Source organism: Brevibacillus sp. BD137 (assembly GCF_041644655.1).
GTDB classification, from domain to species: domain Bacteria; phylum Bacillota; class Bacilli; order Brevibacillales; family Brevibacillaceae; genus Brevibacillus; species Brevibacillus brevis_D.
The window spans coordinates 165,865-183,650 of sequence record NZ_JAOTNO010000005.1; the positions used below are offsets into that span (position 1 = coordinate 165,865).

At 46.8% G+C, this 17,786-nt stretch carries 19 protein-coding genes; 13 read left to right on the forward strand and 6 right to left on the reverse strand.

The window, feature by feature from the left end; translation table 11 throughout:
* Positions 1–110: 110 nt before the first annotated feature.
* The 4 genes from rnz (at position 111) to ODZ53_RS13410 (ending at position 2,240) form a co-directional block, all read left to right on the forward strand.
* Entirely contained in the window at positions 111–1,067 is a 957-nt protein-coding gene (rnz, locus tag ODZ53_RS13395) for a ribonuclease Z (RefSeq protein ID WP_372677648.1), read from the forward strand.
* Between the two features lie 43 nt (positions 1,068–1,110).
* Positions 1,111–1,335, forward strand: coding sequence for a hypothetical protein (locus tag ODZ53_RS13400; protein ID WP_064199827.1), 225 nt, complete (start codon positions 1,111–1,113; stop codon positions 1,333–1,335).
* A gap of 30 nt (positions 1,336–1,365) precedes the next feature.
* Positions 1,366–2,022, forward strand: coding sequence for a YczE/YyaS/YitT family protein (locus tag ODZ53_RS13405; protein WP_372677650.1), 657 nt, complete (start codon positions 1,366–1,368; stop codon positions 2,020–2,022).
* Between the two features lie 128 nt (positions 2,023–2,150).
* Positions 2,151–2,240 carry a YjcZ family sporulation protein gene (locus tag ODZ53_RS13410; RefSeq protein WP_100169674.1) on the forward strand — a complete coding sequence of 30 codons (90 nt, stop codon included), beginning with the start codon at positions 2,151–2,153 and terminating at the stop codon, positions 2,238–2,240.
* Positions 2,241–2,347: 107 nt separating this feature from the next.
* Here ODZ53_RS13410 and ODZ53_RS13415 read toward each other — a convergent pair whose 3' ends face one another.
* Entirely contained in the window at positions 2,348–2,620 is a 273-nt protein-coding gene (locus ODZ53_RS13415) for a stage VI sporulation protein F (RefSeq protein WP_064199828.1), read from the reverse strand.
* Positions 2,621–2,807: 187 nt separating this feature from the next.
* Here ODZ53_RS13415 and ODZ53_RS13420 point away from each other — a divergent pair, with 187 nt between their 5' ends.
* Complete coding sequence (locus ODZ53_RS13420; RefSeq protein WP_064199829.1) at positions 2,808–3,728, forward strand: S8 family peptidase; 921 nt, start codon at positions 2,808–2,810, stop codon at positions 3,726–3,728.
* 69 nt (positions 3,729–3,797) lie between these two features.
* On the opposite strand, the gene ODZ53_RS13425 is transcribed toward ODZ53_RS13420, so the two are convergent.
* The gene (locus ODZ53_RS13425) at positions 3,798–4,124 is read right to left on the reverse strand and encodes a hypothetical protein (protein ID WP_012685942.1); all 327 of its coding nucleotides are present in this window, start codon (positions 4,122–4,124) and stop codon (positions 3,798–3,800) included.
* 69 nt (positions 4,125–4,193) lie between these two features.
* Between ODZ53_RS13425 and ODZ53_RS13430 the strand changes: the two genes are divergently transcribed.
* Positions 4,194–4,646 (forward strand): YaiI/YqxD family protein, encoded by a 453-nt coding sequence (locus tag ODZ53_RS13430; RefSeq protein WP_087343916.1) that lies wholly within the window; start codon positions 4,194–4,196, stop codon positions 4,644–4,646.
* On the forward strand, positions 4,643–5,311 hold the full coding sequence (locus tag ODZ53_RS13435) for a phosphatase PAP2 family protein (protein WP_372677653.1): 669 nt from the start codon (positions 4,643–4,645) through the stop codon (positions 5,309–5,311). Before ODZ53_RS13430 ends, ODZ53_RS13435 begins: the two co-directional genes overlap by 4 nt.
* Positions 5,312–5,319: 8 nt before the next feature.
* Here the strand turns inward: ODZ53_RS13435 and ODZ53_RS13440 are convergent, their stop codons facing one another.
* A complete protein-coding gene (locus ODZ53_RS13440; RefSeq protein ID WP_012685945.1) occupies positions 5,320–6,201 on the reverse strand; it encodes a LysR family transcriptional regulator in 882 nt (293 codons plus the stop codon).
* Positions 6,202–6,335: 134 nt separating this feature from the next.
* On the opposite strand from ODZ53_RS13440, the gene ODZ53_RS13445 reads away from it, so the two are divergent.
* Positions 6,336–7,553, forward strand: a complete 1,218-nt coding sequence (locus ODZ53_RS13445; RefSeq protein ID WP_372677656.1) for an MDR family MFS transporter — start codon at positions 6,336–6,338, stop codon at positions 7,551–7,553.
* A 279-nt stretch (positions 7,554–7,832) separates the two neighbouring features.
* On the opposite strand, the gene ODZ53_RS13450 is transcribed toward ODZ53_RS13445, so the two are convergent.
* Together ODZ53_RS13450 and ODZ53_RS13455 are read right to left on the reverse strand one after the other, a co-directional pair.
* Positions 7,833–9,221, reverse strand: coding sequence for an amino acid permease (locus ODZ53_RS13450; RefSeq protein ID WP_372677658.1), 1,389 nt, complete (start codon positions 9,219–9,221; stop codon positions 7,833–7,835).
* A gap of 506 nt (positions 9,222–9,727) precedes the next feature.
* Positions 9,728–11,146 (reverse strand): sigma-54 interaction domain-containing protein, encoded by a 1,419-nt coding sequence (locus tag ODZ53_RS13455; RefSeq protein ID WP_372677660.1) that lies wholly within the window; start codon positions 11,144–11,146, stop codon positions 9,728–9,730.
* Between the two features lie 196 nt (positions 11,147–11,342).
* Between ODZ53_RS13455 and ODZ53_RS13460 the strand changes: the two genes are divergently transcribed.
* Positions 11,343–12,542, forward strand: coding sequence for an ornithine--oxo-acid transaminase (locus tag ODZ53_RS13460; RefSeq protein ID WP_087343907.1), 1,200 nt, complete (start codon positions 11,343–11,345; stop codon positions 12,540–12,542).
* 275 nt (positions 12,543–12,817) lie between these two features.
* A complete protein-coding gene (sda, locus tag ODZ53_RS13465) occupies positions 12,818–12,955 on the forward strand; it encodes a sporulation histidine kinase inhibitor Sda (RefSeq protein WP_007725857.1) in 138 nt (45 codons plus the stop codon).
* A gap of 76 nt (positions 12,956–13,031) precedes the next feature.
* On the opposite strand, the gene ODZ53_RS13470 is transcribed toward sda, so the two are convergent.
* Positions 13,032–13,541 (reverse strand): molybdopterin-binding protein, encoded by a 510-nt coding sequence (locus ODZ53_RS13470; RefSeq protein WP_372677662.1) that lies wholly within the window; start codon positions 13,539–13,541, stop codon positions 13,032–13,034.
* 374 nt (positions 13,542–13,915) lie between these two features.
* Here ODZ53_RS13470 and ODZ53_RS13475 point away from each other — a divergent pair, with 374 nt between their 5' ends.
* The 3 genes from ODZ53_RS13475 (at position 13,916) to glsA (ending at position 17,756) form a co-directional block, all read left to right on the forward strand.
* On the forward strand, positions 13,916–15,442 hold the full coding sequence (locus ODZ53_RS13475; protein ID WP_372677664.1) for an AbgT family transporter: 1,527 nt from the start codon (positions 13,916–13,918) through the stop codon (positions 15,440–15,442).
* 133 nt (positions 15,443–15,575) lie between these two features.
* Positions 15,576–16,745 carry a MalY/PatB family protein gene (locus ODZ53_RS13480; protein ID WP_372677666.1) on the forward strand — a complete coding sequence of 390 codons (1,170 nt, stop codon included), beginning with the start codon at positions 15,576–15,578 and terminating at the stop codon, positions 16,743–16,745.
* Positions 16,746–16,823: 78 nt separating this feature from the next.
* Positions 16,824–17,756 carry a glutaminase A gene (gene glsA, locus ODZ53_RS13485; protein WP_016739844.1) on the forward strand — a complete coding sequence of 311 codons (933 nt, stop codon included), beginning with the start codon at positions 16,824–16,826 and terminating at the stop codon, positions 17,754–17,756.
* Positions 17,757–17,786 lie beyond the last annotated feature (30 nt).

Genomic DNA, 17,786 nt, shown 5'->3' on the forward strand with positions numbered 1-17,786 from the left:
TTGCTAGGCTTTGTATGTTGTAGGCTATGCGCCCAGACAAAAAAGGGTGAATGCCTAGAGATAGAGACAGGCACATAATGAGGGAAGGCCACAAAGGAGATGGATATAGCATGATCGTTACATTTTTAGGCACCGGATCAGGTGCACCCACTACGCGAAGAAACGTGAGTGGGATCGGCTTGCGATTTTTACAGGCAGGAAAGTGGTGGTTGTTTGACTGCGGAGAGGGGACTCAGCACCAGCTACTGCGTGCCCCGATGAAAATTAGTCAATTGGATAAAATCTTTATCACTCATCTGCATGGGGACCATCTGTACGGACTGATCGGACTGCTTGCAAGTCGATCTTTGCGCAATACCGAACCGACTCCGTTAGAGCTGTACGGACCACCGGGGCTCGACCGATATTTTCGAGGTATCATGGAGGCAAGTCCGGTTCATTTGCAATATCCATTAGAAATAAAGATCGTCAGTGAGGGCGTAATCTACGAGGACGAAGAGATCGTGGTAAGCTGCCGAATGGCGAAACATCGTGTGCCTTCGTTTGCTTATGCCGTGATGGAAAAGGAAAAGACAGGAGCATTTCAAGTAGAGCGGGCAAAGCAGGCTGGTGTGCCGTCAGGGCCGTTATTTGGAGCCTTGAAGAGAGGAGAACAGGTCACACTCGAGGATGGTCGTGTTCTGGACGGAAAGGACTTCGTTGGAGAGCCGCAGCCAGGACGCAAAATCGTCTTCAGTGGAGATACAGAGCCGAGCCAAGCGGTTTTGGAGCTGGCGAAAGGGGCGGATTTGCTCGTCCATGAAGCGACCTACGCCCATCACGACAAGGAGCTGGCGACCAGAAGCGGACATTCCACAGCACGCGAGGCGGCTCAAATTGCCAAAGAGGCGGGCGTGAAAGAACTGTGTCTGACTCACTTTAGCCCACGTTATGAAGATGAAGACGGAGATTTTTCGATGGAGGATCTGTTGGCAGAGGCACGGCAAATTTTCCCAGCTACCCAATTGGCTGATGATCTTGGAAGCATTTCTGTAAAGCGAGAGAGGAACGATGGGAGAAAGCAATAATCCCTGCTATAATGAATGATCACGATGGAGGAGGTGGGGGAGCATGAAGCGGATTACTTTTACTACACCAGAAGAACTCATTCAACATTGTCAGTCGGAAGAAGTCAGCCTCGTCGTCGAATATCGAGACGATGTGAACAAGCAGCGCCAGGTCATTTTGACGGGAGAGCAGCTTGCAGAGGCACAGACCTACCTGAACTTCTCCAAATCCGAAGCGTATTACCGGAAGGACGGACTTTTTTACGAAGTCATTGCAGGCTGGAAGTAAAACACACACATCGTCAGGAGATGAGTAGTCGTGTCTGGCAGAGGGTTTAACTGGTCGATCGCAGTTCGCTACATGATGTTTGTTCTTGGCTTGTTTGTTGGTGCATTCGGTACAGTACTGGCCATTAAAGCAAATCTAGGCGTAGCCCCTTGGGAAACCTTTCACATCGGCCTGCAAAAGACATTTGGATTAACGATTGGTCTATGGTCTCAGATCGTAGGAGTCGTTGTCATTTTCGCCACGTATTTGGTGGCAAAAATCAAACCCAATTTTGGAATGTTCTTAAATATGGCTTGCTTTGGCGTTTTTCTCGATCTTATCTTATGGTCGGATTTTATTCCTGAGGTGCAATCAATCTGGGCGAGAGTCTTGATGTTTCTCGCGGGTGTTGTTGTTTTGGCTGTCGGAATCGGGATGTATTTGTCTCCTTCTCTAGGAGCGGGTCCGCGCGACAGCTTCATGCTGGCGATGAACGAGCGTCTTGGCTGGAGTATTCAGCGAGTCCGCCTCATCATAGAAGTAACCGTCCTGCTTGCAGGCGCTGCTTTGGGCGGACCTGTGTCAATCGGCACAATCCTAATAGCGCTGTTAACGGGACCCATGATTCAACGGACGATTCCGTTTTGGCGTCAAATGATGAAAAAGCCGTACGGTCTGCCAGAGCCAGTTGAAAGACAAGCGAGCTAATCTCCACTCCACTTGCCAGTACCTGTGTAAAAATACGGGAAAAACGGTCTTGTATAGGCGAAGGTCCAATCATCTTTGAGCATTCGCACATACAGTATGACTAGTTGCTGGCAAAGGAGGGAAAGCGAATGAGTCTGTTCAACGGAGGATTTGACGACTTTGCTTTAATACTGGTGTTGTTCGTTTTGCTGGTTATCGTTGCTTGCTCTTGCGACTAACGAAAACACTAGGTAGCTTCGCCAAGAGGGAGAGCGATTTTTCGCTCTCTCTTTTGTTTTGCAAAAAAAAGCTTCGCCATAGAGGCGAAGCAAAGGGGAGACCTATCTTATCCGAGGCGATCGTGAACTTGTTTTTTTACACTGGACATTTGCTGGTCGGATAATTTGACACCGACCGCCTTGCTGACTTTTTTAATCAGCTCGCTTAATTTCTTGTCGTCCCTCAAGTCTTTCATGGAGAAGTCTTTTGCCAGCGATCGGACATCGCCCATCGTCCACTTTTTCTTGCTTTTCTTGTTGATGGATTTCAATAAATCACGTGGATTGCCCTTCGCTTTGAGCTTGACTTTTGCCCTTGCTTTTCCTTTTGCTTTTGCCATGATGCAACGCTCCTTTCACAAGAATACGTCTGCCCTATGCAGTTATATGGAAAAGCAAGGGGGTTCGCTTGGACAGATTCACGTCGTTATTCGCCTATTTTGCTTAACGTTGTGCAATGGCCCAAACCCATAGGGGGAGCCGTGACATAGGATGAGTCAGAACGATGCATGACAGGAGGCTAGTGGGTTGAAAATTGTCAGCTTTCATCGGGATACGCCGTTTACCGAGATACTGTCAGATTTGAAAACCAAGGTTCTGACGAAAACCGAGAGACTTCCATGGCGATGCTATGATGACCTTTCTTGCTTGTGTGTCAAACAAAAGATTTTTGAGCAGCATGAGGAGCTTTTTCGAAGGTATAAAGCGATGGTGGAGGAGAACATTACCGTAAGCGTCCATGCAGAAGGGGAGGATGAAATCCCGTGGGGCGTAAGATATGTGGGGGCACAGAGATTGTGGCGAAAGGGGCGTGGAGCAGGCGTCAAGGTCGCTGTCATCGATACGGGAATCTCCCGCGATCATTTTGATTTGAAGGATCAAATAAAGGGCGGCATCCAGCTTGTCCGCGGCAAACAAAATGGACATGGTACGCATGTCGCAGGGATCATCGTAGCTGAGATGAACCAAAGAGGAATTGTCGGAGTGTCTCCAGAGGCCCATTTGTATGACGTTCGTGCTTTTGATTATGATGGCCAATCATCCTTGTCGACCATTTTGCAGGCCCTGCAATGGTCGATTGCCAATAAGATGGATGTGATCAACATGAGCTTTGGTATGCCCCAATATAGCGAAGCAATGGCAAGAGCAGTTGGTCGGGCCCATCAACAAGGAATCGTACTGGTAGCTTCTGCAGGCAACGGAGGGGGAGAAGCGGAGTATCCCGCCCGGTACGATGGTGTCTTAGGGGTTAGTGCGATTGATCAAACGGGAAAATTGGCATCGTTCAGTGCGAGAGGCAAGGGCGTAAATATGAAGGCACCTGGAGTTGATATTCTGTCTACGTGGCCGGGAAATCAGTTTAAAAAGCTAAATGGTACTTCGATGGCTGCGCCACATGTAGCAGGGCTGAAGGCGCTAGAAATTGGTCGCAAGCGAAAAAAAGCATAGCGATCCTACGAAAAAAACAGCTCCGAGGCTAGAAATGAAGCCAAGGAGCTGTTGCTTTTTACAAACGAATTATTGATGGATTTTGGTGTCATGGTCTTGCTGGACACGGAACCATATATTAAGATCGTTAATAACACTGGCCAATTCGTGGATCTCGCTGTTTAATTCGCAAGATCTGACGAAATTTTCTTCTTCGGACATTTGGTTGGTTTTCTCAACGATAACCTTCTCTACCCGGTGTATTTGATCTGGAATGGACGCGCGGATTTCTTCCCATTCTAGCAACATGTCCGCTCTTTCTACAGTCGAATAATCTTCCCATTCCAGATGTAGCACGGGAAGCCGTATACCTAGCCGTTCATCATGGATAAATTGATAGCGCAAAGGTGAACTCACTCCTCTCCACCTCCATCATACCAAAAATGAATCCGTACGGGGAGAGAAATACACACGAAAGGAGCAACCATGTCAAAAGGACGTGTTCTTATCGATGCGGATGCTTGTCCGCGCCAGGCACTCTTAACTGCCCAAGCATTGTGCAAGGAGCTCGACTGGATCTGTCTGACCTTTGCCAGTTATAATCATCAAATTGGCAACGCAAATCATGTGACGGTAGATGCCGGCCCACAAGCGGTAGATATGAAGCTCGCGAATGAAACGAGTTCAGGGGATGTCGTGGTGACACAAGATATTGGTCTAGCAGCGCTCATTCTCGGGAAGAGGGCCCATGCCCTGACACCACACGGGATGGTTTTTGACCCAGAAAGGATTGCGTTTCATTTGGAAGAACGAAATGAAAAAGCGAGATATCGGCGCGGAGGAGGTCGTACGAAGGGGCCTGCCGCTCGCACGCGTGAAGACGATCAGCGATTTGCGGAGTCCTTGCGCTTTTTGATGGAAAGAGGAGATCAAAAATGAATCCGACAACGAGAAAAAATAGATATGTAGGCGGAGCACTTATATTTGCGGTACTTGCTACGATCATGTTTGCCCTCTATGCAGCGGGGAAAGTGGCCGGTATGGATCAAGCTGCCATTGCATTTGCGGAGTCGATTCGCTCGGATATGGGGACTGCTTTTTTTCGATGGGTAACCAATCTGGGCGGAGGCATGTTCCTTGTACCAGTAGCGGTGATGATAATCGCTGTCCTATACATAAAGAAATATCGTGTGGAGGCATTGTTTGTTTTCATTTCCCTCGGTGTCAGTGAAGTTGCAAATGAGATCTTAAAGCTGTTCTTTGCCAGACCTAGACCGAGTGGCGTCAATCTGATTGAGCTGCCGGAGTCCTTTTCGTTTCCGAGCGGTCATGCGATGATTGGACCAGCCTTTTATTGCATGGTCGCATTTTGGATTGCCCAATGGTTTGCGGAGAAAAGATGGTCGTCGCTCGTGCAGCCTGCGGTTTTTATTTTTGTAGCATTGCTCGCGTTCAGCCGTGTGTATTTGGGCGTTCATTATTTGAGTGATGTTCTTACCGGCTTGTTTCTATCGATGTGCTGGTACTTTCTCCTTCGTCTTGGCTATGAAGAGAGGATGGGGAGACGAAGCACAGTCGTCGACCCCGTACCTCATTCCAGATAATCATGAAGCTAGGTGGAATACCCTAATTCACTCATTAAACTCAGCCATTTTTCTACGCTGGGTTTATTTTTTTTGTCCTTCGGCAAGACGATGTACGCCGAGCGTTTGGGAGGCTTATTGCCTGTTATGATCAGTTCCTTCAAGGTACCAGCCGCAAGATCGGCTTTGACGGTAGAGCGCGTCAACAAGCTCACGCCGAGACCTTCTTTTATCAGATCGATGGCGAGCTCCGCTTTGTCTACAGTTAGCTTGGGTACATAATTACGCGGCAGTGTCTGTCTAATCCACTCGTTAAACGGAGGGCCCCAATTCATGTACAGCAACGGCAGATTGCGCAGCTCGCGCGAATTGACCTGTGTAGATGCGGCAATGGGGCTCTCTGGAGAGCACACTAGGACAATTTCATCATCCCACGTTGGAATGACGTCAAAGTTGGGCAAGGATGGGGGAACGTATACGATTCCGATTTGAATCACGTTGTCCAGCAAATACTGGATGACATCGGACGAGTGGCCTGTCTTTGTGCTGATTGCAATTTGTGGATACCGATAGTGGTACTCTTTCAAGATCGGCTCGAGGGTAGAAGTCCAGATCGCATTTAAGCTGCCGATTGATAAATAGTCTTCATAAGGCTGGAGTGAAGCAACTTCATTTAGGGCTTCATGGGACAGTTTGAGGATTCTCTCTGCATACGGTAATAGGGTTAAGCCCGCTTGCGTAATTTCAACACTTCTTTTATCACGAATGAAAAGAGGTTTGCCAACTTTTTCTTCCAGTTGCTTGATTCGCATTGTCACCGTAGACTGGACTAAGTGGAGCATTTCCGCAGCCTTGGTGAAATTTTTCGTTTGGGCCAATGTGTAGAAAGCGCGTAATTGTTCGAAGTCCATACAGTTGGAATCCCTCTTATCTAAATATTTGATTACCATATACAAAAATGTTCGTTTCCCAAATTATACCCTGTTCGCTAAGCTGGGGATATCCTTATTTCATGTGGGCTATCGGGAGAGCGAGGGGTATTGGAATGAAGTGGGAATGGTGGCGAGAAACGCCCTTTTCAGTGAAGCTCTTGTTAAGTACATCTTTTATGATGAATATGGGTTTTTATGCATTAATCCCCTATCTCACTTTGTATTTGACGGGTAGCATCGGCTGGACCCTGGCGATGGCAGGGATTGTTCTGAGTGTCAGACAGTTCTCCCAGCAAGGTCTTGCCTTTTTAGGTGGTGTGATCGCGGATGCCTTCGGATACAAAGGGGCGATGTTCCTCGGATTGGGCGTACGTGCCGTTGGTTTTGCGATGTTCGCTTTTTGTACCGAGACATGGCACTTTTTTGTTGCCGCGATTCTTTCCGGTTTGGGTGGGGCGTTGTTTGAGCCTGCTTGCTCTGCTGCCTACGCCATTATTACACCTGAGGCCATTCGAAAAGAAGTATTCTCCCTTCGCAATGTGCTAGGCAATATTGCGGTTGTCGGTTCCCAAATCGTGGGGACAGCACTCTCCGCTATTGATTTTACGTACATCTCGCTGTTTGCAGGGGCCGTTTTCGGAGTGAATACCATCGTGATCTTCTTTTTCTTCCCACCGATTCGCGCCACGAATACACGGCATAGTATATGGGAAAGTATGTCTACGGTAGTGAAGGACAAGCTGTTTGTACGATATACCTTTATTTTGATGGGGTATTATTACTTGAATATGCAGGTGTTTTTAACGATTCCGCTGTTTGTTGAAAATGTTACACATAGCAAGGTGAATGTAGGGATCGTGCTTTCTGCGCTTTCGCTGTTTGTGATCTTATTTCAAATGAAAGTGACACAATTGCTGGAGGGTTATCCGCAAAGGCTTACCTTGATTGGCATCGGGACGTTGTTTATGAGCGTGGGACTATTTTTGTTCACGTTTGCCGATTCCTTGTGGCTCATTCTCTTGGATGTGTTCCTTTTTGCACTGGGTACCATGATTGCTGTTCCGAATCTGGTGGATGTCGTTCCCCGTTTTGCTCCCAAGGATTTGGTGGGCGCCTATTATGGCTTCAACGGGTATTCGATTGCCATCGGGGGTTCATGTGGACAGGTAGCGGGAGGATGGGTGTACGATGTCGGGCTACGTTTGCAAACGCCATGGCTGCCGTGGACCATTTGTTTGGTCATCGGGTTTTGGGTGGCCTGGATGCTGCATCGCATGGAACAACAAACCGGGCAAATCGGGAATGATCTAAAGAAAATAGCTCGATCGTAAATATTTTTGGGCGAAATGAAACATTTTCCATCGTTCATACGTATATAACGATAGAGATGATTGGCGCAAGAAAGTGAGGGAATTTTATGGAAGATATGAAAAAGCTGAAGCGCATGTTGCTGGTAACGAGTTCCCTTGGATTTGCAGTCTTTGCCATGGTAGTCGTTACGGAAATTGTCCGAATCTCATTGTAGCATTGCCAAGCCTAACGCATCGCATATAAAGCACGAAAAGCTTGCAGTCCCTTCTTGAAAGGGGGCTGCAAGCTTTTCTTTTGATTTACGCTTCGAGTTTCTTTTTAAAATGGAATTGATACACGCAGATCGCAATGATCATGAACGGAACCCCGCAGTACAAGGCGATGCGCTGTTCTGGATCGAATGCCAGACTCACGAGAACGAGCAAGTTCAAGATCAAGGAAATCAAAGGCAGTATAGGGTACAAAGGTGTACGGAACTTCAGATCCTCCAGCTTGCCTCCGTTTTTCAGGTAATGACGACGGAATGCGAGCTGCGAAGCGGAGATGGAGATCCATCCTACCTGTGCGCCGAGACCAGCGATAGACAACAGTACCATGAACACCGTATCTTCGGCAAAAATACCGGAGAGAAGAGACAAGAGAGCGATTGCAAACGTAATCAACAAAGCGTTCATCGGAATCCCTTTTCCATTTACAGCCCCAAGCTTTTTCGAAGCCATTCCTTCTTTGGACAGGGAGTAAAGCATACGAGTTGCTGCGTACAAACCAGAGTTGGCCACAGACAGAAGTGCTGTCAGGACAACGAAGTTCATAATATCAGCTGCATAAGGAATCCCAATGCTGTCAAATACGACGACAAACGGACTTTCAATCACACCCGCCTGTTGGTGTGGAATCATCCCAGCCACAATGGCAATCGCCAGAATGAAGAACACGAGTGTACGCCAAACCGTCGTACGAATGGCCTTCGGGATCGTCTTCTCTGGATCCTCACTTTCTCCAGCCGCAATCCCGATTAGCTCGGTACCTTGGAAGGAGAAGTTCACGGTGATCATTGTCATCAGCAAGCCTGTAATTCCAAAGGGGAGAAGCGGGCTTTCTGTAAAATTGGTGAGCATTGGTGCAGGCTGACCGTTTTTCAGGTCAATGAAGCCAAACATCGCCGCTCCACCCAAGATGATGAACAAGATGATAGCGCTTACTTTAATGCTGGAAAACCAAAACTCAGATTCACCGAACGCTCGAGCCGATAAAGCATTTAATAAGAAGAGCACTACACCGAAGATCGCACACCACATCCAAACAGGTGAGTCAGGGAACCAACGTTGCATCAGCAATCCTGATGACAACAACTCTAAAGCAACGGTCACGGCCCAACCAAGCCAATACAACCAGCCTACACCAAACCCAAGTGATGGGCTAACAAAGCGAGTCATATATGTTTGGAACGAACCGGCCACTGGCATGGCAACTGTCAGTTCGCCCAGACATAGCATAGTCAGATACATGATAAAGCCGCCGACTAAATAGGAGAGAATGGCACCAACTGGTCCTGCCTGACTAATTGTATAACCTGATCCGAGGAATAACCCGGTTCCGATTACGCCGCCAAGAGAAATCATAAAGAGGTGTCTGCTGTTCATCGTGCGTTTCAATTGATTGTGCTGTTCCATGTTGCTTTGGGACATATAACCCTCTCCTTCACGCGAGTATGTTAAATGGATGTATGCGTTTTCAGCGCGATAGCCATATATGCTCTGCAAGAATGATACCAAATGAAATACTTTATGAAAATATTATTTTTGAGGTATTTGCTGGCAAAAAGCGCAAAAAGATTCGGCATGTAGATGCAAAATAATTAAAAAAACGCCAAATATCTTGGCGTTTATTAAAAATGATAAGGTAATAATTGGACTGTGCAAGTTTTTTAGAAGGTAACGATGAACCAACCAAGCTGGTGAGAAGAAAAAGTGCAGGGCTCGTAGACCTTGACAACGCCTACCCAGTCGGAACTTCAAAAAGGGGGCCACGCTTGTCGAACACTTCTTCTTGAGAAACGTCCGCCCGTAGGGTGGCTTTGGCTCGACGGTCCCCTTTTTGAAATGGAGACGAGCAGTGAATCACCCTTGCGGATGTGTCAGAGTCGAAGAGATCTGTGCTTTTTCTTCTCCTCCACTATGTTGACTCATATGCTTTATCCCTTAATCCCCAGCTTACGCAAACGATATTGCAAGCTTTGACGACTGATTTGCAATTCCTTGGCTGCTCGTGAAATATTTCCGTTATAGCGTTCCACAACATGGTGAATATATGCTGTTTCAAATTCTTGCATCGTTTCCTTCAACGGCTTTCCTTCATCCAAAAATGGCAACGTGTGAGGGGAGGGTTGTTCGATTGTTACGGGAACGGCTGGCGTCCGACGCAGAAAGTGTAAGGGCAAGTGCTCATAACGTATGGTTGATTCGTCAATCATCAGATTCATGGCCCCCTCGATCAAGTGCTGAAGTTCACGCACATTGCCAGGCCAGTCATGCTGGATAAAAAATTGCAGAACCTCGTCACTGATGCTTCTTACCTCCATTTGGAATAGCTCATTGTATTTTTCGATAAAATGGCTGACCAGCATCGGAATATCTTCTTTGCGATCCCGAAGCGGGGGAAGAAATAACGTGACGACTCCGAGACGATAGTACAAATCTTTTCGCAAATGCGAATTGGCGATTGCTTCAACAGGATCTTCATTGATAGCCGCAATGATGCGTACATCAATCGTTCGATCCTTTGTGTCACCAATACGTCTAATCGACTTCTCTTGCAGAGCACGCAACAATTTTGCCTGTAGTGGCATACTAAGCGAGTTGATTTCGTCGAGAAAGAGTGTTCCGCCTTCCGCTTGCTCAAACAATCCAGGTCGCTCTACTGCCCCGGTAAATGCTCCACGAGCCGTTCCAAACAAAAGCCCTTCAATCAGGCTATCTGGAAGCGCAGCGCAGTTTTGTGAAATAAGGGGACCAGATGCACGCAGACTGGCATTATGAATGCTTTGCACGAACAATTCTTTCCCGGCACCAGTTTCACCGACTACCAATACGGATGAGGAGGTGCGTGCTGCGCGTTTGGCATTCTCTATGACATCGAGAATAGGACCGCTTCTCCCGATAATGTGCTCGAATGTGTAGCGTGACCCGTTTTTTTGCAGCAGGTTTTCTCTGATCAATCGTTCCATTTTGGTAACATCATTTGCGATTTCCATCGCGCCGATGACCTTGCCATTTTCAATGATGGGGTACGTATTGTTGATGGTTGAAATTTCTTTTTGCTTGTCATTGAAATACGTTTGGCGTGTATTGCGAATGCTATTTCCGGTACGCAAGCATGTAAGCAAGGTACTTTCCTGTCCGGAAGGGAACTGAAAAACCTCTGCCAAAGGTTTGTGCAAAACGTCTTGTCTGGTCATCAATTCCAGCTCGGTCATTTTGGAATTGTAGACAATCGTTGTCCCGTCCGAATCGATGACATGTACACCTTCATTCATTTTGTCCAAAATATGTTCATAAATGCGCAAGAGAGTGTCAGCAGAAGAATTATGCGTAGAAGACGACACTGTGGTCACCAGCCTTTCCTTATGAGGGTATCATAGCATAAAGGGAATGAGTGCAAAAACATTATGCACTGCAAAAGAATATGAATTCGAGATGCAAAATTATTTTGCTCATTAGATCGGATTGGACCGACTTTGTGGGGTTTTCTTGTTTGGCATCGTTCTTGCTAGATAATTTTAGCAAGTGATCTTGAAGGAGGCTAACGACATGAGTAAAACAAACGTGGTTATTGAACAAACAGAAAAATTCGGTGCGCACAACTATCATCCGCTACCGATCGTTATTTCCAAAGCAGAAGGCGTATGGGTACACGATCCGGAGGGCAATAAATATCTGGATATGCTGAGTGCATATTCTGCGCTGAACCAAGGACATCGTCATCCACGTATCATCCAAGCTCTGAAAGATCAAGCAGATAAAGTAACGCTCACTTCCCGTGCTTTTTACAATGACCAACTGGGTGAATTCTACGAAAAGCTCTCTGCCGTGACAAGAAAAGAAATGATCCTGCCAATGAACACGGGTGCTGAAGCAGTAGAGACGGCTCTCAAAGCAGTTCGTCGCTGGGCTTATGATGTGAAAAAAGTACCGGAAAACCAAGCAGAAATCATCGTTTGTGAAGGCAACTTCCATGGTCGTACTGTCACAGTGACTTCCTTCTCCTCTGCAGAAGAATACAGACGTGGCTTTGGACCATTCACACCTGGTTTCAAAATCATTCCTTATGGCGATATCGAAGCGCTTAAGCAAGCGATTACACCGAATACAGCAGCATTCATGCTGGAGCCAATCCAAGGCGAAGCAGGGATCATCATTCCGCAAGAGGGCTTCTTGAAGCAGGCACAAGAGGTATGTAAAGCAAACAATGTACTCTTGGTCAGCGATGAGATCCAAACGGGCTTCGGTCGTACAGGTAAAATGTTTGCCAGCGATTGGGAAAATGTAGTACCAGACATGTACATCATGGGGAAAGCTCTTGGTGGTGGCGTGTTCCCGATCTCCGCAGTAGCCGCAGATAAAGAAATCTTGAGCGTATTTGAGCCAGGCTCCCACGGTTCTACCTTTGGCGGAAATCCACTCGGATGTGCAGTTGCTATCGCAGCTATGGATGTATTGGCTGACGAAGGTCTTGTACAGCGCTCCCTGGAAATGGGCGCATACTTCATGGAGAAATTGAAAGAAATCAATAACCCGATCATCAAGGAAATTCGCGGTCGCGGTCTGTTCATCGGCTTGGAGCTGACTACAGCAGCTCGTCCATATTGCGAAAAACTAAAAGAACTGGGACTCCTGTGCAAAGAAACACATGAGACAACCATTCGCTTTGCACCACCACTCGTTATCAGCAAAGAAGACTTGGATTGGGCAATTGATCGCATCAAGCAAGTTCTGCACGTGACAGAATAAAAGCAACAAGATAAGCCATCCTGTGTAGGGTGGCTTTTTTATGTGGGGTCATTATGACAGAATAGTCGCATCATTCGTTCGACAAATTTCGACTGACTGTGGATAAAAGGAAAAAAACAATCCACAAAGGAAATGCTTGGATGCTTATGAGTTACGCACAATTTGCCCACATGTTACCAACAAGATGTCCACATTGCTTGTGGATATCCGAACGGTTGTTCGATACAAACCTATCTGGTACAATGGGCTCATATTAGAAATGGAGGTGAGCGAAGGTGAAATACTTAAGCGACCAAATGTTGATAGAAGTATATCATCGAGCTGTCGACCTTCAACTAGATGCAGCTTTTATCGAATTGCTTCGCGAAGAACTACAGCATCGGAATATCCGTATCACGCAGTTCAGCGCCTAAGAGCAAAATCATCACACATACGTAACATATGGCAAAAGCCATCCTCTTTTTTCGAAGGAGGATGGCTTTTGTTATCTTACGCTTGCTCCGTGATAAACTCAAAAGCAGTAATTCCTTTAATCGGTTCTTCTTTGGCAAGCAACACTTCCGGCAAATAAAAATACACAGGACCGTCCTCTTTAATAGGCCTGCCGTTTTTAGAGAATTGGAGGATGGCTCTTCTTGCCTCGGCAAGTGGAAGAACGACCGCTTCCTGATCCTCGCGGTGAAGACGGACATGAGTCACCTCTGGTAGGGGCTCAGCATTTGTAATGAAGGGATCAAGACGGATTGCGTATTCGCCTTCGAGCACTTTACGTTCTTCGGCTAAGCTTCTTCTCTCAGAAGGAAGCGTAGCCCCTTCGCGTAATTCCTTATCCCACTGCGTTCCCGTGCCAGCCAAATACTTTGCTTGCGTAGCCAGTGAGCTATCATCTTCGCCTGAGTATGTTTTCAGATCGAATTTACGTTCATCAAAAACCCAAACGGTTGGATCCAATGTAATAGGGAAAGAAATGGCCCCTTTGAACACGATAACATCAGACATACGTCATTCCTCCGTGGTCATTCATAATCAATCTCTATATTACTATAGACTCGCAAATGACAGCAATTATCCAAAAAGCGAAAAATTCTTAAAATAGTCTAAAAATTATTGACATGCTTTTTATAGATTATATAATCATATTAGAAAGTTATTATGTGAGAGTGAACTTTTCCTGTGATATGTAGATTCCTGCTAAAAAGCTGGGGGCAGATATAAGGCATTGTGTACAAGCTTTTCTATTTTTGAAAGGGCTTTCATAAAAGGTATTAGCGGCGATGAGCGCTAGAGAAAGGGAACCCACATCATTCATCCCGAGGATTGTTGCAAGGTCGCGTAAATGTTCAGGTAATTCAAACGATTTAGGAGGCAAAACGATGGCGAAAGGCACGAATGTGCAGGTAGATCTGATGAAGCAAAAAGGTATCCTAAAGTGGATTGAAACGGTAGGGAATAAGCTCCCGCACCCATTTGTATTGTTCATTATTTTGTGTGGCGTATTGATGGTAGTCTCTGCAATCCTCGCAGCGATGGATTTTTCGGTCATACATCCTGCAAAAGGCGAAGAGGTTGCCGTTAAGAGCTTGCTTAGCGTCGAAGGTATTCACTGGATTTTAACGAGTATGCTGAAAAACTTTATTGAATTTCCAGCACTTGGTCTCGTTCTGGCGATGACGCTTGGAATTGGACTGGCAGAAAAAATCGGCCTTTTGACGACAGTTCTACGCAAAATGATGGCAGGCATTCCGGCAGCGGTTGTCAGTTATGCCATTGTCTTTGTTGGTATTTTAGGAAATCTTGCTTCTGATGCAGCCATGGTTATTATTCCTCCGCTTGGCGGTCTCGTGTTCTTGGCAATGGGGCGTCACCCGATTGCAGGCTTTGCAGCTGGTATGGCGGGTGTATCCTCCGGTTTTACAGCGAATTTTTTCATTGCCGGTACAGATGCTCTCTTGGCAGGGATCAGTACCGAAGTAGCGAAAACGATTGATCCAAATGCAATGGTTACACCAGTAGATAACTGGTTCTTTATGTCAGCTTCCGTTGTGATCCTCGCATTCTTTGGAGGATGGATTACCGATAAAATGATCGAACCACGTCTTGGTACGTATCACGGAGATCGAAACGTACAATTCGAAGAAGTAACTCCGCAAGAAAACGAAGCACTGCGCAAAGCTGGCATCGCAGCGTTGATTTTCGTACTCATGGTAGGATTGCTGGTCATTCCAGAAGGTTCCCTGCTGCGCGATCCAAAGACAGGAGACTTCTTGACCTCACCGTTTTTGAAAGGGATCATTCCCATCATCCTGCTGTTCTTCGTGACCGTATCGTTCGTGTACGGGAGAACAATGGGACTGATTAAAACATCGAAGGACATTCCGCATTACATGTCCGAAGCCATCAAGGATATGTCCGGCTTTATTGTGTTAGCGTTTACAGCAGCACAGTTCATCGCGTTCTTTAACTGGAGCAATATTGGGATTTTGATGGCTGTCAATGGTGCAGAATACATGACAAGCATGGGACTGACAGGCTTGCCAATCATTATTGCCTTCACACTTTTCACAGGTATCTGTAGCTTGTTTATCACGAGTGGTTCAGCGCTGTGGGCGATCCTGGCACCTGTATTCATGCCAATGCTGATGCTGTTGGATTACAATCCGGCATTTATCCAAGTCGCTTATCGGATTGCAGACTCTGCAACCAATACGATCTCACCTGTGAATCCGTACATCCCGCTCTTCTTGGCTTTCTATCAGAAGTATAATAAGAATGCAGGGATGGGAACGATTTTCTCTACCATGACGCCATTTGCGATCGTTTTCTTGGTTGTATGGATCTTGCAATTGACAGCATGGTACTTCCTGGATCTCCCGTTCGGTCCCGGTGTATACGCTCGCTAAAAGATGCATGAATGAAGAGCCGAGAGCCACTCATCGAAGTGGCTCTTTTTTCGTTGGCAAGAGAGCTTGGACAATTGGAAAAAACGGTTTATGCTGTGTAGGTAAGGGAAGGGACTACGGGGAGGGAACGAGCGTGTACGATTTTGGTCAGCGCATCGAACGCAGAGGGACAGATAGTGTCAAATGGGAGATTCAGAATCCGAAAGTGAACGGAGAAGGGATGCTTCCGCTGTGGGTGGCGGATATGGATTTTGCTTGCGCTCCTGAAATCACGGAGGCATTGATCAAACGAGCGAATCACCCGATATACGGATACACATTGAAGTCAAATGCCTTTTATCAGAGCTTGAAAGAGTGGATACACAAGCGATTTGGTGTAGAGGTAGAAGTGAGCTGGATGACAGGGATTCCTGGAGTCGTTCCCGGCATACACGTAGCGGTAGAGGCTTACACAGCCCCCGGAGATAATGTCTTGATCCAGACACCTGTGTATCATCCTTTTTATCATGCAGTCGAAAACCGCGGACGTCATGTCGTTACCAGCCCACTCTTGGAACGTGACGGCCGTTATGAAATGAATTGGGATGATCTCGCACAAAAGCTGAGCGACCCGCGGGTGAAGCTCATGCTGCTTTGTACACCGCATAATCCGATCGGGCGAGTGTGGACCAAAGAAGAGCTGGAGCGCTTGGGAAGATTGTGTGTAGAAAATGGCGTCCTCGTGGTTGCCGACGAGATTCATTCAGATTTGGTCTATGAGCCAAATGTTCATACGCCTTACTATTCGCTGGCACCGGAATTAGCCAACCAGAGCGTTACTTTTCTATCAGCCGCCAAAACATTTAATTTGGCTGGTCTGTACACTTCTTATTTGATGACAGAAAATCAGCAGTTATTGCGGAACTTCCAGGTCACAGCATCCAAAATGGGCTATGAGAACCTAAATCTGTTTGGGATGGAAGCAACGATTGCAGCCTACCAACATGGAGAAGCATGGCTGGAAGAACTGTTGATCTACTTACGGAAGAATGCAGCCTTTGTACATGAGTTTTTATCGACTCGTATTCCGGGGGTATCCATGGCAATTCCAGAAGCGACATACCTGGGATGGATGGATTTTAGACAGTTAGGATGTAATCAGGCGGAGTTGAACAAACTGATTCGCGAAGATGCAAAGCTCGGTTTGCACGATGGCACGACGTTTGGGCCAGATGGTGCAGGCTTCATGCGAATTAATTTTGCTTGCCCGAGATCGATTCTAGTCGAAGCGATGGAACGATTGGAGCACGCTGTTCATAAGTAGGGATCATTTGACATGTCCCATGTAGAAATCTACAATCGAATCTGTATACATCGACGTAATAGACTGAGGGGATTTTCAATGGATTTGAAACAAGCGTCCGATCAATTGGAGCAAATACGCAACCAATCACTTGAGTTTACATACATGGGGAGTGTAGCGTCCTATATCCCTGAATTGGCAAAAGTCGAACGACACCAATTAGGAGTAGCTGTATGCTTGCCCGATGGGACGATCCTTTCTGCTGGAGATGCAGATGTGCCATTCTCGATGCAAAGCATCTCCAAGATTTTCTCTCTGATCGTCGCCTTATGCCAAAACGGGAAGGACTACGTGTTTCGGCATGTGGGGAAAGAACCAACGGGAGACCCGTTTAATTCGATTATAAAACTGGAGACGACCGAATCTCATAAACCACTGAACCCGATGATCAATGCAGGAGCCATTGCCGTTGCGGGGATGATTCGTGGTGCCAACGTGGACGAGCGGCTAGATGCTGTGCTGGCTTTAATGCGGAAAATGACGGGGAATCCTCATCTTTCTATCAATCAAGCTGTTTATTGTTCGGAAAAGAAAACGGCTGATCGAAATCGTGCCCTCGCTTGGTTTCTAAAGGACAGTGGCATACTGGAAACGGATGTAGAAGAGACGCTTGATCTGTATTTTCGCCATTGCTCGATAGAGGTGACAGCGAAGGAAGTAGCTACACTAGGGATGGTGCTTGCAGCAGACGGAATTCTCGTGAATACGGGTGAGCGAGTGATTCCAGAAGAGGTAGCGCGAATCTGCAAGACTTTCATGGTGACTTGTGGGATGTACAATGCCTCTGGGGAGTTTGCGATTGACGTAGGAATTCCCGCGAAAAGTGGGGTTGCCGGCGGCATTATGGCAACCGTGCCACAGCGTATGGGGATTGGTGTGTTCGGTCCGTCCCTGGATGAAAAAGGAAATTCAGTAGCCGGTGTCAAGCTGTTGGAGCTGCTCTCAAAAGAGTGGAAGCTTGGTATCTTTTAGCTTCTTGCAGTTGATCTGTCTTCTCCCCTT

Bases quoted from the DNA above. Each gene is read 5' to 3' on its own strand.
- ODZ53_RS13410 (WP_100169674.1), top strand. From the start codon at position 2,151: ATGAGTCTGTTCAACGGAGGATTTGACGACTTTGCTTTAATACTGGTG.
- glsA (WP_016739844.1), top strand. From the start codon at position 16,824: ATGGATTTGAAACAAGCGTCCGATCAATTGGAGCAAATACGCAACCAA.
- ODZ53_RS13430 (WP_087343916.1), top strand. From the start codon at position 4,194: ATGTCAAAAGGACGTGTTCTTATCGATGCGGATGCTTGTCCGCGCCAG.
- ODZ53_RS13470 (WP_372677662.1), bottom strand. From the start codon at position 13,541: ATGTCTGATGTTATCGTGTTCAAAGGGGCCATTTCTTTCCCTATTACA.
- ODZ53_RS13460 (WP_087343907.1), top strand. From the start codon at position 11,343: ATGAGTAAAACAAACGTGGTTATTGAACAAACAGAAAAATTCGGTGCG.
- ODZ53_RS13415 (WP_064199828.1), bottom strand. From the start codon at position 2,620: ATGGCAAAAGCAAAAGGAAAAGCAAGGGCAAAAGTCAAGCTCAAAGCG.
- ODZ53_RS13475 (WP_372677664.1), top strand. From the start codon at position 13,916: ATGGCGAAAGGCACGAATGTGCAGGTAGATCTGATGAAGCAAAAAGGT.
- rnz (WP_372677648.1), top strand. From the start codon at position 111: ATGATCGTTACATTTTTAGGCACCGGATCAGGTGCACCCACTACGCGA.
- ODZ53_RS13435 (WP_372677653.1), top strand. From the start codon at position 4,643: ATGAATCCGACAACGAGAAAAAATAGATATGTAGGCGGAGCACTTATA.
- ODZ53_RS13450 (WP_372677658.1), bottom strand. From the start codon at position 9,221: ATGTCCCAAAGCAACATGGAACAGCACAATCAATTGAAACGCACGATG.
- ODZ53_RS13445 (WP_372677656.1), top strand. From the start codon at position 6,336: ATGAAGTGGGAATGGTGGCGAGAAACGCCCTTTTCAGTGAAGCTCTTG.
- ODZ53_RS13440 (WP_012685945.1), bottom strand. From the start codon at position 6,201: ATGGACTTCGAACAATTACGCGCTTTCTACACATTGGCCCAAACGAAA.
- ODZ53_RS13400 (WP_064199827.1), top strand. From the start codon at position 1,111: ATGAAGCGGATTACTTTTACTACACCAGAAGAACTCATTCAACATTGT.